This is a genomic window from Flavobacterium sp. MDT1-60, assembly GCF_014844035.1.
In the GTDB taxonomy this organism is placed as follows: domain Bacteria; phylum Bacteroidota; class Bacteroidia; order Flavobacteriales; family Flavobacteriaceae; genus Flavobacterium.
Window position 1 is genome coordinate 4,629,799 of sequence record NZ_CP062159.1, and the last position, 14,252, is coordinate 4,644,050.

General features: G+C 32.0%; 11 protein-coding genes and 1 pseudogene. 3 read left to right on the top strand and 9 right to left on the bottom strand.

Features of this window, described 5'->3' with window-relative positions; translation table 11 throughout:
- Window positions 1-90: 90 nt before the first annotated feature.
- Window positions 91-3,106 (bottom strand): annotated as a pseudogene (locus tag IHE43_RS19515) (tetratricopeptide repeat protein).
- A 421-nt stretch (window positions 3,107-3,527) separates the two neighbouring features.
- Here IHE43_RS19515 and IHE43_RS19520 point away from each other — a divergent pair.
- Window positions 3,528-4,211, top strand: a complete 684-nt coding sequence (locus IHE43_RS19520) for a cell division ATP-binding protein FtsE (protein WP_192185456.1) — start codon at window positions 3,528-3,530, stop codon at window positions 4,209-4,211.
- Window positions 4,211-5,062: a glycosyltransferase family 2 protein gene (locus IHE43_RS19525; RefSeq protein ID WP_192185457.1), complete on the top strand. Its 852-nt coding sequence runs from the start codon at window positions 4,211-4,213 to the stop codon at window positions 5,060-5,062. The genes IHE43_RS19520 and IHE43_RS19525 overlap by 1 nt, the downstream gene beginning before the upstream one ends.
- 178 nt (window positions 5,063-5,240) lie before the next feature.
- Here IHE43_RS19525 and IHE43_RS19530 read toward each other — a convergent pair whose 3' ends face one another.
- From IHE43_RS19530 to IHE43_RS19540, 3 genes are read right to left on the bottom strand one after another with little or no spacing between them, the layout of a single operon-like run.
- The gene (locus IHE43_RS19530) at window positions 5,241-6,326 is read right to left on the bottom strand and encodes a glycosyltransferase family 4 protein (protein ID WP_192185458.1); all 1,086 of its coding nucleotides are present in this window, start codon (window positions 6,324-6,326) and stop codon (window positions 5,241-5,243) included.
- The gene (locus IHE43_RS19535) at window positions 6,323-6,727 is read right to left on the bottom strand and encodes an FdtA/QdtA family cupin domain-containing protein (RefSeq protein WP_192185459.1); all 405 of its coding nucleotides are present in this window, start codon (window positions 6,725-6,727) and stop codon (window positions 6,323-6,325) included. The genes IHE43_RS19530 and IHE43_RS19535 overlap by 4 nt, the downstream gene beginning before the upstream one ends.
- Before the next feature lie 3 nt (window positions 6,728-6,730).
- On the bottom strand, window positions 6,731-7,822 hold the full coding sequence (locus IHE43_RS19540) for a glycosyltransferase (RefSeq protein WP_192185460.1): 1,092 nt from the start codon (window positions 7,820-7,822) through the stop codon (window positions 6,731-6,733).
- A 243-nt stretch (window positions 7,823-8,065) separates the two neighbouring features.
- On the opposite strand from IHE43_RS19540, the gene IHE43_RS19545 reads away from it, so the two are divergent.
- A complete protein-coding gene (locus tag IHE43_RS19545) occupies window positions 8,066-8,965 on the top strand; it encodes a glycosyltransferase (RefSeq protein WP_192185461.1) in 900 nt (299 codons plus the stop codon).
- 209 nt (window positions 8,966-9,174) lie between these two features.
- Here the strand turns inward: IHE43_RS19545 and IHE43_RS19550 are convergent, their stop codons facing one another.
- From IHE43_RS19550 to IHE43_RS19570, 5 genes are all read right to left on the bottom strand, one after another.
- Window positions 9,175-9,921, bottom strand: coding sequence for a transferase (locus tag IHE43_RS19550; RefSeq protein ID WP_192185462.1), 747 nt, complete (start codon window positions 9,919-9,921; stop codon window positions 9,175-9,177).
- Window positions 9,902-11,410, bottom strand: coding sequence for an oligosaccharide flippase family protein (locus IHE43_RS19555; protein WP_192185463.1), 1,509 nt, complete (start codon window positions 11,408-11,410; stop codon window positions 9,902-9,904). Before IHE43_RS19555 ends, IHE43_RS19550 begins: the two co-directional genes overlap by 20 nt.
- Window positions 11,411-11,413: 3 nt before the next feature.
- Window positions 11,414-12,556 carry a DegT/DnrJ/EryC1/StrS aminotransferase family protein gene (locus IHE43_RS19560; protein ID WP_192185464.1) on the bottom strand — a complete coding sequence of 381 codons (1,143 nt, stop codon included), beginning with the start codon at window positions 12,554-12,556 and terminating at the stop codon, window positions 11,414-11,416.
- Entirely contained in the window at window positions 12,553-13,503 is a 951-nt protein-coding gene (locus tag IHE43_RS19565; RefSeq protein ID WP_192185465.1) for a GNAT family N-acetyltransferase, read from the bottom strand. The genes IHE43_RS19560 and IHE43_RS19565 overlap by 4 nt, the downstream gene beginning before the upstream one ends.
- Before the next feature lie 135 nt (window positions 13,504-13,638).
- A complete protein-coding gene (locus IHE43_RS19570) occupies window positions 13,639-14,241 on the bottom strand; it encodes a trimeric intracellular cation channel family protein (protein WP_192185466.1) in 603 nt (200 codons plus the stop codon).
- Window positions 14,242-14,252 lie beyond the last annotated feature (11 nt).

The following is a 14,252-nucleotide window of genomic DNA, read 5'->3' on the forward strand; positions in this document are numbered from 1 at the left end:
AGAGAAAAGATGCAAGATGCAAGACAATAGATTTCTTGCTTCTTTCTTCTTGCTTCTTTTTTCTTTACTTCCTATTCTTATTCTTAATTCTTATTTACTGATAGACGAATTCGTTTTTGACTCTTCTAACTTAATCGCACTTAATTCTTTTTTGGCTTCTTCAACAACATCCGGGAAATCCGTAAAATTGTTGATTACGTTGTCTAAAATGTAAGTTGCCTGATAACTGTCTTTTAATCCGTAGAAATTTTTTGCCATTAAAACCAAACTCTTCGCTCCGTAATATTTGTAAGCCGAATAATTCTTAGCCAGTTTTTGGACCGATACATTCGAAGCATCAAATTTTCCTTCTTTCGTTTTAAAATAAGCATCGTAATACAAAGCTTCGGCAGCTAATTCTCCTTTTGAAGTTGATGCTAATTTCGCATAGGCTGTTTTAGCTTTATCTTCATCTCCAGTCTGGATTGCGGCACGCGCTACGATAATTTGGGCATCGGCTTTTACATTCACATCAGCTTTTGGATTCTGCAATACTTTATCGGCAGAAATTACGGAGTTATCGTAATCTTTTTTATCATAATAGCATTTCATCAAATTAGCCTGTGCAAAACTTTTGTTTTGGGCAGAATCTGCTTCGTCATCTAAGCGCTTCAGGATCGGAATCGATTTATCACAATCTTTTGCTTTTAAGAAAATCTGCGCTAATTTCATTAACGATTGTTCTGTAAATTCGTTTCTTGGCTGATCGATTACATACTGATAACTAGCAACTGATTTAACTTCTGAACCTTCTGCATAAAGCAATTGTGCCAAATAAAAATTAGCTTCAAGTGCATGTAATCCAGATGGAAATTTACTTATATAACCTGTAAAACCAGTAATTGCCTGTTTACCTTTATTTTGGCTGTATTGTTTGAAAGCAGCATCGTAAGTGTCATTATCCAGTTCAGCATCTGTAACTGAAACAAAATCTAAAGTACGTACCCAAGTTGCGTATTCATCCACTTTTCCTGAATCAACATAAATCAATCTGGCTGTTGAAACTGCTTCTAATGCTTCTGGTGTTTTTGGAAATTCTGCTGCCACTTTTTTGAATTTTACCAAAGCCTGTTCGTCTCGGTCGGAATTGTAATAAATCAAACCTTGTTTTAAAATAGATTTTGAAGTAAACGAACCATTTTTATACTCTGAAATCAGCTGATCATAAGTTTTAATCGCCTGATCGTTCTTTTTCTCAGCAACATATGTATTTCCTAACTCATACAAAGCGTCATCGCGATATTCTGATTTTTTGTACATCTGAAGGAAGTTATTCAACTCGTCAACTTTTTTGTCATTTTTCGACATGAAACCGTACGAAATTGCTTTTTGAAATTGTGCATAATCAGCGTCAACTCCTTTTGCCGCAATTGCTTTGGCATATGCTTCATTGGCAGCACTATATTTTGAAGTTACAAATCGGCAATCTCCCAAACGCAAATACGAATCGTTCAAACGAACTTTATCTCCCGGAGCACTATCAATTTGAGCCTGAAATGAAGTTGCTGCCTGATCGTATTCCTTCAATTTAAAATACGTATATCCAATATTATAATTAACATTTTTATACTCTTCTGTCGATTTCGCGGCAGCCTGACCGGCAAATTGTTTGTAACTCAATAAGGCATTCTGAAAATCATCTGCAAGATATTCTGTTTCCGCTTTCCAGAAAGTCGCACGTGCTGTAAACTCAGGAGTTTTCTGTTCGCTAACAGCACTTTTAAACATCTTTCCAGCTTCAGCATAATTAGATTCGTTATACAATTCCAAACCTCTGTAAAAAAGCACTTTTTGATATGCCGCTTTATTTTCAGCCGATCTGTTTTTTTTCTAATAAAACCAAAGCTTCTTTGTAGTTTTTAGAAGAAATATATGAATCAACCAATAACTTTTCTACTTCAGCTTTGTTTGAATTGTTTGGATATTTTTTTAAGAAATCAAGCAGAATTCCCGGAACAGTTTGATATGCGTTTCCAATTTCATAACTCAACTTAGCATAATTTAATGCTGCATCTTCCTGAATCTGCGCATTAAATTCCATTTCAGAAGCATTTTTAAAAGCGTTTAATGCTTCTTGTTTTTTGCCTGTATTCAAATAACTTAAACCTAAATGGTAATAGGCATTTTGCGCTACGAAATCTTTTCCTTCTATAATTTTATTGAATTGAGAAATTGCTTTTTCGTATTCTTTCTGCTCATAATAAGCGTAACCTAATTGATAAAAATCGGTATTGTTCCATTTTCCTTTTTTACCTGCATATTGCTCTAAAAACGGAATCGCTTTGCCGTATTGTTTTAAATTGAAATAACTTTCTCCGATAATTTTATTCAGTTCTGATTTTTCTAATTCATTTGATTTCGCCATTGCTTTCTGGCCTAAATCAATTGCTTTTTGGAAATTACCAAGTTTGAAATTCATGTCGGCCTGATAATAAGAAAGCTTTTCTTTGTATTTTTCTTCGCCAGAAACTTCATCAAAATATTTGGTTGCTTCTTTATAATCGTCACCTTCATAAGCCATGAAACCAAGGTAATATTTGGCTTGAGAACCAAATTCAGGAGAGTTCACCACTTTGTTAAAATAAGTCGTGGCTTCTTTTTTCTTTTTAGCATTGAAATAACTATATCCTTTCTGAAAATTAAATTTATCCGAATCGGATTTGCTCATATAACTTTCATCCACTTTATCAAACCATTGCAGCGCTTTTGGATAATTCGCTTGCTCAAAGAAAAATTGGGCAACTTCAATATAAGCCTGATTTTGTTTGGTACTTGTTGGATAATCGCTCACAAATTTTTCCATCAATGCATCCGCATTCGGCTGATTGGTTCTGATGGCGCAATTGGCGATGTAATAAGCGCAATCTGATTTTACTTCTTCAGTTTGTGCATTATTTTTCACATATTCAAAAATATGTTGTGCCGAAGCGTATTGTTTGTCATTATATAAAGCCAGTGCTTTGTCAAAATCCTTTAAATCGTAAGTATATATAGCTGATTTTTGTGCCGAAACCGTGGTCGAAATGAGGATTATTTGGAGTAAAAAGAACCAGGAAAGTTTACGCATTGTAATTATATTTAGTATTCAAATGTATCATTTTATACCGTCTATAACGAAACGTTTTGAGCTTTTATTATGAACAAAAAATATAACATGTGTTATTTTATAGCTTCTGTGCGGGGATTTTTCCACCATATAAGTCATATAAGTAATTATAAGCGAGAGGTTTTTAGCAACGTATACAACTCTGGAGGTCATATAAGTTTTTCGAAATAAAAAACTTTTACCACAATCCATTAAAATGCATTTGCATCACTTATATGGTTAAATATTTTTCACAATAAATGTTTTCCACAATCTGCTAAAATGACCTTATATCACTTATATGGTGAAAAATTTCCATTTCAATATTTTATCAGAAATGATTGAAATTTATTTTGAATCCAACCGTTAACTTCTTACTTTTACCAATCAAATCAATTTTATTATGTCACAAATCGTACTATCTCTTAAAGAAGTCACTATATATCAGGAAGGAAGAAAAATTTTATCTCATATTAATTTAGATGTTCAGCACGGCGAATTCATCTACATTATCGGAAAAACCGGTTCTGGAAAAAGTAGTTTCATGAAAACTTTGTACGGAGATTTGCCTTTAAGCGAAGGTGAAGGTCATATAGTTGAATTTGATTTGGCAACTTTAAAAGAAAGCGAAATTCCGTATTTGAGACGTAAAATCGGAATCGTATTTCAGGATTTTAAATTGCTCCCGGACCGTTCTGTAAAAGACAATATGCTTTTTGTTTTGAAAGCAACAGGCTGGACAGAAAAAGAAGCAATGGAGCATAAAATTGATGAAGTTCTGGACAAAGTTGGAATGAAAGATTTTGTAAGCAAAATGCCTCACCAACTTTCTGGAGGTGAACAACAACGTGTCGCCATCGCACGAGCTTTATTGAATGATCCTGAATTTATCCTTGCTGATGAACCAACCGGAAATCTTGATCCACAAACAAGTTCTGAGGTTCTTGAAGTATTGAAAAAGATCAACGCTAACGGAAAAACAGTTATCATGGCAACGCACGATTATGCATTGTTGATGAAATTCCCATCTAAAACCCTGAAGTGCGAAGATGAAAGAATCTTCGAAGTGGTGCAACGCTCTGTGTAATGCTTTCCATCTTAATTCCGGTTTATCATTATAATGTTTTGCCACTTGTAAATGAGTTAGTAAAGCAATGTAATTGTAGTGGAATTACTTTTGAAATTCTATGTCAGGACGACGCCTCAAATTCACAAGAAAACATTTTAAATCAAGAAGTTAACCTTCTTCCTAATTGTTCCTTTTTCATCAATGAAAACAATTTAGGAAGAGGAAAAAACATCAATTCCTTAGCTCAAAAAGCAGTTCACGATTGGTTATTGATTTTAGATTGTGATACTTTTCCGGCTGATTCTAATTTTATTCAAAACTATGTTGATGTAATTTCAGATTCATCAAAAAATATCATTTTCGGTGGAATAATTTATGAAGATAAAAAACCTAAAAAAGAGCAATTTTTGCGTTGGATTTACGGGCAAAAAAGAGAAACTTCCTCTGTTTTAACTTCTAATTTATTGATTAAAAAAAATGTTTTTCGTCAACATCCTTTCGACGATTCCATCACAAAATACGGCTATGAAGATTTGTGTTTTTTCTCTGTTTTGAAGAAGAATCATTTTGAAATTTCCCGAATTGAGAATCCAACTTATCATTTGAATTTAGAAACTTCAGAAGTTTTTTTAAACAAAACGAAAACAGCTTTAGAAAATCTTGTTTTTCTTTATAATTCAAATAAAATTTCCAGAGAAGATAGTAAAATAATTAAAACTTTTGAATTGCTGAAAAAACTAAAATTAAACCGGTTCTCAACTTTTCTTTTTAAAAAAAATCAAATCAAAATTGAACGGAATTTACTTTCTCAAAATCCTTCTTTGTTTTTGTTTGATCTTTATAAGTTGGGCTATTTTTGTAGTTTGTAAATTAAAAGCTAACCAATAACGTAGCAAAATATTTATAGCTAATCAACAATGTTTTCAGGAGAAAGCTCCAACGGAGCGATATATTTATCACTCCTAAAAATATGCCACCCCGATGGGGTTCATGTAATGTTAAATCTTTATTTTCTATAAACATTATGTCCCGATGGGACTTCATACCTTATAAATTCTCCAAAAACTCCCGCCACTGCACCATTATTTTTTCAACCAAATATTCCTTAGAAGTTTCCTTCGCATCCAAACCAAATTTCAATCTTACTTCTTCATTTTCAATTAAAAAGGAAAGCTTTTCAACATACATTTCGATATTATCATCCGGAATTAAAAACCCATTTTCAGCATTTGTAATAATCACTCGTGGACCAGTTGGACAATCGTAAGCCATACAAGGCAAACCCGAGGCCATTGCTTCCAATAAAACCATTGGGAAACCTTCTGTTCTGGAAGTCATGACACAAATAGAAGCTTTTAAATATTTATCCTGAATTTTTTTGACAAAATGTAAATAATTGATTCCAGATTCTATCTCTAATTTTAATGCTTCATTTTCTAAAGAATCAACATCATCCGTATAAATATCTAATGTCCAATCCGGATATTTTTCTCCGATTTGTTTCCAAATCAATAACAATCGATCTAAACCTTTTTCATAGGAATTTCGAGCAATCGCAATTACTTTTTTCTGTTTTAAATTGGTTGTTTTTTTACTGTTTATCCAGGAAGGATTCGGAATCACGAAGCCATTTTTAACATTCCATTCCTTTAAATTTTCTTCAGAAAGAGCCACTATTTTGGTAAATTTTAGAGCACCAAAATCTTTGAAACGATATTTTATTTTTCGAATTGATTTCGAGATAAAATTTGTCTCTTGAACTTCTTCTTCAATAAATTTAGAACCATGGCACTCGAATACAATTGGATTTTTTGTTTTGACTATAAAAGGAAAAACAAACGCTTTCAAACCGTTATCAGCAACCAAAATAATATCTGGTTTTATCTCGCTAATCTTTTGGTTTATTTGCTTTTGAAACGAATAGAAAAAACGTAAGCGATTGCCATTCAAAATCATATTATGAAAGATAATATCTGAATTGAACTCATAAAATGGCATTTCAGTTTCTTCATTTTGAGACAAAACATGAACTTCATAACCAAAATGTTCCACAAAATAATTAGCTTTAATAGCAATAACTCTGGCAACTCCGCCAGCCGTTTTTATTTTTGGAACAATATAAAGCAGTCTCATTTCTTAGATTTCAAAAAAACATCATAATCCCTAATATAATCGGATTCTTCAAACACATCAGAAGCCAAAACCAAACAAACAGCGCCGGAAGAAAAATTTTCTAACTCTCTCCAAATTCCTTTTGGAAGATGTAAACCAATATTGGGTTTATTCAACAAATAACTTTTTTTACTGGTTCCATCATTTACTGTCACTTCAAAACTTCCACTTAAAGCGATTAAAACTTCATTCTGTTCTATGTGTGAGTGTCCGCCACGAAAAGCGCTGCTAGGTACATCAAAAAGATAATAAACGCGTTTGAATTCAAATGGTAAAATATCATTTTGAATAAAAGCCAAATTTCCGCTTAGGTCCTCAACAACCGGAATTTTTATTAATGCTATGTCCTGAATTGTTGTCATACTTTAATTGGCTTTCAGTAAATGTAGCCATTCTTCTCCAATTTTTTCCAGTAAAAAAGGCTGAATACTTTCAAATGCATTTTCTTTGCAATTTCGATACAAAACTTCATCTGAAACCAATAAATTCATTACTTCAGTCAATTTTTCCCAATTTTGATTTTCTACTAAAATACCATTTCCAAAAGAAGTAATCATATCTCTGGGGCCAAAATCACAATCAAAAGAAACAACCGGAGCTTTACAGGCCAATGCTTCTAAAATAACATTTGGGAATCCTTCATTTTTACTGCATAAAACTAAGAATTTAGATTTAATAATAAATTGAAAAGGATTAGTTTGATATCCCACAAGATGAACAAATTCCTCAATATCATTCTCCGAAACTGTTTTTCTGAGTTTTTTGCCATTTCCATCTCCAACAATAATCAGATGAATTTGTTTTTGCGGTAAAACAGATTTCGCATAACTTGAAATCAGTTTATCAAACTGTTTTATTTCGTTTTCATATTGCCCAACAGCTACAATAAAATCGAATCCTATTTTGAGATTTTCTTTTTGCTTTTCCAGAATTTCCTCTAAATAAACCGGATTATGAATTGTAACAACGTTTTTTAATTGATGTTTATTTTCAATCAATGTTTTCATTTCATTCGTAATAGCAACGTTTGCATAACAATGATTATACATCAATCTCGTTAACCACGAATTATTCGGCATATAATGATCGATCAAAAAACTATGAACGGTAAAAATAGTTTTGGTTTTGTAAATCAATCTTGCTAAAATAAGTTCCTGAATAATTTTAGTTCGAAAGCGAAAATCAATAATAAAATCAAATTTATTTTCGTTCAAATATTTTTGCAAAGCCCATAATCTTCTGGCTTTATTAAAGAAGTCATTGTTTTTATTTTTTAGTAATCCCAGATTTACCAATTTTCCGGAATAAGGAAAACTAACTTCATCCAAAACAATAATAATATCCACTTCAAAACCTTGCCTTTCAAAAAAAATAGACAAATTTGCCATCACTTTATCGCTTCCGCCTCCGCTTAAGCGATAACCAATTAAAGCAATTTTCTTTTTTTTGTGAGACATAATCATCCGTGATTTCTTATTTTCGTATCAAATATATAACTCTTAACTGTTGAGTCTATTTAAAAATCTATTTTTTTAAACACATAGAAACATAGTTTTAAAACCTGATAAAGGCATTTCACTTTTGCATGAAGACACATTAGCTATGCTATGCGTGAAAGCTGGCCTTTTCAAATATTCTAATGCCAGCAAATAAAACCTATGTTTCTATGTGTTTAATTTTTTTAACTCTTTAAAAACAATATGCAAGATAAATCATTAGTGACCATTATTTGCTTGTGTTACAATCAGGAAAAGTATGTTGTGGAGAGTTTATTTTCGGCAATAAATCAGGATTATCCTTTTATTGAAGTGATTATTGTAGATGATTTTAGTACGGATAATTCCAAAGAAACAATTCAAAAATGGCTAGTTGATTATCCTGAAATTCGATTTATTACCAATGAAACCAATTTAGGAAGTACAAAATCCTTCAATAAAGCATTAAAATTAGCGAAAGGCGATTATATCATTGATTTAGCCTGTGATGATATTTTACTACCTAATTGCATTTCCTTACAGCTACAAGCTTTTAAAGAAAGTAAGTCTAAAGACCTTGGGATTGTTTATGGAAATGCTGAATTAATTAATGAAAAAGGTAATTTCTATTTTTATTATTTCCCTGTTGATTCTAATAAAAAAACAATCGAAAAAAGAGCAACGGGAGATATTTATTTGAGTGTTATTTCTGGCGGAAACAGTATTTGCTCGGTTTCATCTATGGTCAAAAAATCAGTTTTTGATGCTTTGAATGGTTATGATGAAAATCTGGCTTATGAAGATTTAGATCTTTGGATTCGGGCTTCCCGAATTTATGATTTTGATTATATTGATGAAATTTTAATCAAAAAAAGAATTTCGAACACTTCTTTCGGAACACATTTTTTCATTAAAAGTGATCCGAGATCGAAGAAAATAAATTATTCAACGTATTTAATAATTCAGAAAGTGATTGCTTTAAACCGATCTAAAATCGAACATAAAGCAATTTTAAAACGAATGCATTTTGAAATGATTCTGGCTTTTAAAACGGCTGATTATAAGTTATTTTTGAAATACATTTTATTAGAAACAAAGCAGAGATTTCGCATATTGTTCTCATAAAACACAAGATCATTTTTATCAGAATAATAAAGCTCCAGAGGAGCAATATGTTTATAGCATATTAACAGGTCCAGATGCCAAGCTCCAGCGGAGCGACATCCCGTAGCACATAATTTAACATGTCACCCCGATGGGGTTTTGGAAAAACATCCCGTATTTTTCTATAAACATTGCGTCCCGATGGGACTACTTCTCAAACAATGCTTAAATCAAATCGTCAAAAAATCATCCAATTGTTCTTTTTCGCCTTGCCAATCTCTTACAATATTATTCCTAATCAATTTTGCCGGAACTCCTCCAATCAAAATATTTTCTCCTAAAGTTTTATAATTTTTAGTACACAAACTATTCGAAGCGATCGTACAGAAATTTGGCGTTTGGGTTCCTTTCATAATCGAAACTCTGTTACTGACAAAGTTGTAATTCCCAATAAAAATGGGAGCTGATTTTTGCAATTTTTCGTCCGTTTGCGTATCAATTAAATCATGAAAATTGGTATCAATAATTTGTGCTTCAGAACCAAACCTCGCATAATCTCCGAGAACAATTTTTTCCGTACAAATTATTTTTCCATTTGAAGCCATTGAAGCCATATTTCCAAGTTCGCAAATGGCATTTTCTCCAACAAAAACAAAACAATCTTTTCCAAATTGGAACTTGCCTTTGAATGTCAGTTTCCCTAAAATAAAAACTTCAGCAATGCCTTTATGAGCCGAATTCAACTCGTAAGGCTGGCCAAAACCAATCATTCCTTTTCGGATCTTTCCTTCAATCTGGATTTCTCCTTTTATCGAAGTAAATTTCACTCTTCCATAAAAGAAAACCGGAAGTTTATTAGCCGTTTCAAAAGGGAATTTCTTAAAATTAAAATACAGCGTTTTGATCCAGTTTACTTTGCAGTAAAACTGGAATTTATGATAAAAAGAGCGACATTTTCTATAACTGTTCTGAATCATTTTTATCTTGTTTTCGCTGAACAAATGACGTGAAAATTTCGTTTAAATTCATCTTTTTATTCAATTGATAAAAACTAAAAGCAAACGAAATCAAAATCATTAAAGTCATTAAACTGTATTTTAAAATCGGAATTTCGATATAGCGAAGCAAAAATGTGCTTACACAAAATACACAACAAACAAAATAAGCTTTATAGAAATCGATATTAAAATAAAAATTATATCTGTTTTTGATAATGATTTTTAAACCGATAAAATGGAATAAAAAATAGAGACAAAAACTAAATCCTAAACCTTCCAATCCATAAAAATAATAACCTGAAATATTCATTATTAAAGACAAAACATTAAAACCAATAGCCGTTTTAATAAACATTTTCGAATCGCCTTTTGCAATTAAAATAAATCCCATTGCCCAGGAAACCGCCCGGAACAACATTCCCAAAATCCCAAAGCAAACCATTGGAATAATAGCATTGAAATTCGTTGTATAAATAATTGGAATTATAACCGAAATCAAAGTCAAAAACAAAACAATAATCGGCGTTATAATGATTATGGAAATAAAAGACTGCTGAATAACACTTTCTCTAACTTTATCATTATCAGAATTAATTGAAGATAATTTCGGAAAATAATCGGTACTCATAACCGTAAAAATTATTCCGACATAAGAATTCAGCAACGTAAAACCCGCGTTATAAAATCCGACTTGTTCTAAACCTCCGTTTTTTCCGATATAAATCTGAACCAAATAAGTTGACAAAAGTGTCAAAATACTACTTATCGTCAGCATAAAACCCAATTTCACAATTGATTTTCCTTCTACTAAAAGTGCCGAATTAGAAACTTTTTCTTTTTCAATTTTGATTTTATTCGAATAATAAAAAGAGAAAATTAAAGCTGATAAAGAAGCGACAATTATAGTTGGAATTATAGCATCGATTCTTAAAAAATAATACAACGGAATCGAAAAAAGCAATCCAAATAAATTGCCATATAAATTCGCTTTGGCCAGTAATTTCATTTGTCGCAAACCTTGCAAAATAGCTATTTGCCCTGATGACAATTGTTTAAACAGAACTGTTATGGCAATAAGTATAAAGGAATAAGTCTGGCTTGAATCTCCAAAAGTAATGATGCTTAATGCTTTTGAAAAAAGAATCGTCAGCAACATTCCGAAAATCCCCGTAAAAAAAACAATCTTTTTTACGATTTGAACCGTCTTTGAAACTGTTTTTAAATCGTCATTTTTATACTCTTCTGAAATATTTTTTACAGCGCTTGTTTCGATTCCGAAGCCTGAAATACTGCTTATTACACCTAAAGTCGAGTTCAGCAAAGCGATAATTCCCATTCCGGCCGGACCTATAAAAACCGCGATTAATTTGGTTCTAATGATCGAAATTAAAATATTGAAAAACTGAACACCTCCAAAAAGTGAAGTTGTTTTTAGAATTTGCTGATATGAAGATTTACTATCAGACACGAATTAATATTGATTTAAAGTTTCAATAATAAAATCGACTTCAGCTTCCGTTAAAACAGGACTTATTGGCAAACTCAAAACTTCGTTATGGATTTTCTCTGTAATGGGAAATGATAAATTATTCCATTCTTGAAATGCCTTTTGCTTGTGTGGCGGAATCGGATAATGAATTACAGTCTGAATATTATTTTGCGTTAGATATTCCTGTAAAGCCTCTCTATTTTCAGTTCTAATTACGAATAAATGAAACACATGATTATTCGATAAATCCCAAAACGGCAGTATTATTTTATCATTTTTGATTTCTGCTAAATAACGTTTTGCAATTGTGCGACGTTTATCATTATCAGCATTTAGATTTGGTAATTTCAAATTTAAAAAAGAAGCCTGAATTTCATCTAATCTGGAGTTTACACCAGTATATTCGTTGTAATACTTCTGTTCAGAGCCATAGTTCCGAAGTGCAAAAAGTACTTTTGCCAATTCTGAATCGTTTGTCGTAATCGCTCCGCCATCGCCCAGACAACCGATATTTTTTCCTGGATAAAAACTGAAAGCAAATGCGCGTAAAGGCTCTTCGACTTCGCTCAGAGTGACATTCGAAGCGTTTGGAATTTGGGATTTAAAATTATTGAAATTTTCTACAGCTCCATGAGATTGTGCGCAATCTTCAACTATAATTAAATTATGTTTATCTGCAATTTCATTTATTCTATCCATTTCAGCCAATTGTCCATATAAATGAACGGCTAAAATGGCTTTTGTTTTGTGTGTAATTTTTTCCGGAATTAAATCAGGATTTACATTGTAGGTTTCTAATTTTGGCTCGACCAAAACCGGAACTAAATCGGCCTGTAAAATGGCTAAAATACTGGCAATATAAGTGTTTGCCGGAACGATGACTTCATCGTCTTTCTGGAGTTTTCCTAACTGAATGTAACCTTTAAAAATCAAAACCAGGGCATCAAAACCATTCCCTACTCCAATGCAATATTTCGTTTGATTATATTCGGCGAAAGCCTTTTCAAACGTTTCCAGTTCTTTTCCTAAAATATACCAGCCATTGTTTAAAACCAATTTCAGTTTTTCCTGAAAAGCAGTTTCATAGGGTTCGTTTATTTTTTTTAGATCCAGAAATCGTATCATTTTATATCGATTTTATAAAAATCCTGATTGTACACTGTACAGCCTAATTCTTCTTTTTGTTGCAAAAGACCTGAATGATACCCACTTTCATTTTCTTCATTTACAATTCCCATATCAAAAAACTTTTTGCCTTTGCGTTTGTATTTATGAAGCAGATTGATGAATAAAAAGTCCAGTGCTCTTACTTGTTCTCCTTTTTCTGATGTGGCGCCATATTGTGATTTAACAACATTTTCGGTCTCAAAAATAGTTATTCCAGCGATAATTTCATCTTTTTGATAAACAGAATATTGCCTGATATTTCCAGGGAATTTCTGTTTTAACAAAGCCATTTCTTCTTTGGTATGAACTGGTTTTGCATTAAATTTTTCCAATAATCTTGGCGCTAAAATAGAATCCCAAAAAGACTGAAAATCTTTTTCTTCTATAATATCTAAATCGAGGTTTTCAATCCTTCTGAAATGCTTCATTTTGCTTTTCGAAACATGTAAAGGCAATTGTAGATTTACTGCCAAATTCATTTCTTTCCTTTCTGGCAAAGCACCTCTTTGAAATAAAAAAAAATCCATTTCCTCATTTCCCTTCGGAAAATAAAAAGTCGGAATGGGTTTATAGTGAAACGCTTCAATCGCATTTTCTTTAAAAAAAGATAAAATTTCATCTAAAATCAATTCTACTTTTTCTGCTTTCAATTTAGAAGAAAACACCAAACCGCCGTAAGTTAATCCCTGATGCGAATACACCGAATTTCCTTTTTTATTAGCTGGCAAAACTGCTTTTAGTTTTTCATTTTCAAAAACCAAAAGAGAAAAATCCTCAAAACGATCCTGATGGTATTCCATAAAATCGCGATGAAATAAAAACGTAGCATTTTTCGCCAGAGCGACAAAATCGTTCCAGATTACGTAATCGTTTTGATCGTATTTTTTAATCGTATATTGTTTCATTTTCTTGCCACGAATTTCACTAATTTTCACTAATTTTCTTCCATTCAATATACAAATCTAACGCTATCTTGGTTGCTTATATAGTTTTAAAGCAAATTTTAATTCGTGAAAATTCGTGTAATTCGTGGCAAACATTTATTTATGGCTAAATGCAGGTAAATACCATTTGAATTTTACCGCCATCAAACGTACGGTAATAATCACAACCGAAGTCACTAAATATAAAATATCATTATCTAAGTTCAGTCCTTTTAGTGCAAAAAACACGATTCCGCCAAAAATGCAAATTGTTGCGTAAATTTCTCTTCTGAATATGGTTGGAATTTCGTTACATAAAATATCACGAATTACACCTCCAAAACAGGCCGTCATTGTTCCTAAAGCGATACAAATTACAGGATGCAAACCAATCGAAATTCCTTTTTCAAGTCCGATTAAAGTAAAAACGCCCAAGCCGATTGTATCAAATAAAAACAATGAAGTTCTCAGTTTATCAAACTTTTTTCGGAATAGAATCGCAAGCAAAAACCCTAGAATAATCACATAAACATATTGCAAATCTTTCATCCAGCCCACCGGAGTTCTGCCAATTAAAACATCGCGAAGTGTTCCGCCACCAACGGCCGTTACAAAAGCAATAATAAAAACCCCAAACGGATCTAGTTTTTTATGCATTGCCGTTAAAGCGCCGGACATGGCAAAAGCCATTGTCCCGATAATATCTAGTAAGTGAAACATTTTCTTTTTTT

Coding starts and splice junctions, on each gene's coding strand:
- IHE43_RS19550 (WP_192185462.1), bottom strand. CDS start 9,921: ATGATTCAGAACAGTTATAGAAAATGTCGCTCTTTTTATCATAAATTC.
- IHE43_RS19520 (WP_192185456.1), top strand. CDS start 3,528: ATGTCACAAATCGTACTATCTCTTAAAGAAGTCACTATATATCAGGAA.
- IHE43_RS19525 (WP_192185457.1), top strand. CDS start 4,211: ATGCTTTCCATCTTAATTCCGGTTTATCATTATAATGTTTTGCCACTT.
- IHE43_RS19560 (WP_192185464.1), bottom strand. CDS start 12,556: ATGATACGATTTCTGGATCTAAAAAAAATAAACGAACCCTATGAAACT.
- IHE43_RS19570 (WP_192185466.1), bottom strand. CDS start 14,241: ATGTTTCACTTACTAGATATTATCGGGACAATGGCTTTTGCCATGTCC.
- IHE43_RS19545 (WP_192185461.1), top strand. CDS start 8,066: ATGCAAGATAAATCATTAGTGACCATTATTTGCTTGTGTTACAATCAG.
- IHE43_RS19535 (WP_192185459.1), bottom strand. CDS start 6,727: ATGACAACAATTCAGGACATAGCATTAATAAAAATTCCGGTTGTTGAG.
- IHE43_RS19565 (WP_192185465.1), bottom strand. CDS start 13,503: ATGAAACAATATACGATTAAAAAATACGATCAAAACGATTACGTAATC.
- IHE43_RS19540 (WP_192185460.1), bottom strand. CDS start 7,822: ATGTCTCACAAAAAAAAGAAAATTGCTTTAATTGGTTATCGCTTAAGC.
- IHE43_RS19530 (WP_192185458.1), bottom strand. CDS start 6,326: ATGAGACTGCTTTATATTGTTCCAAAAATAAAAACGGCTGGCGGAGTT.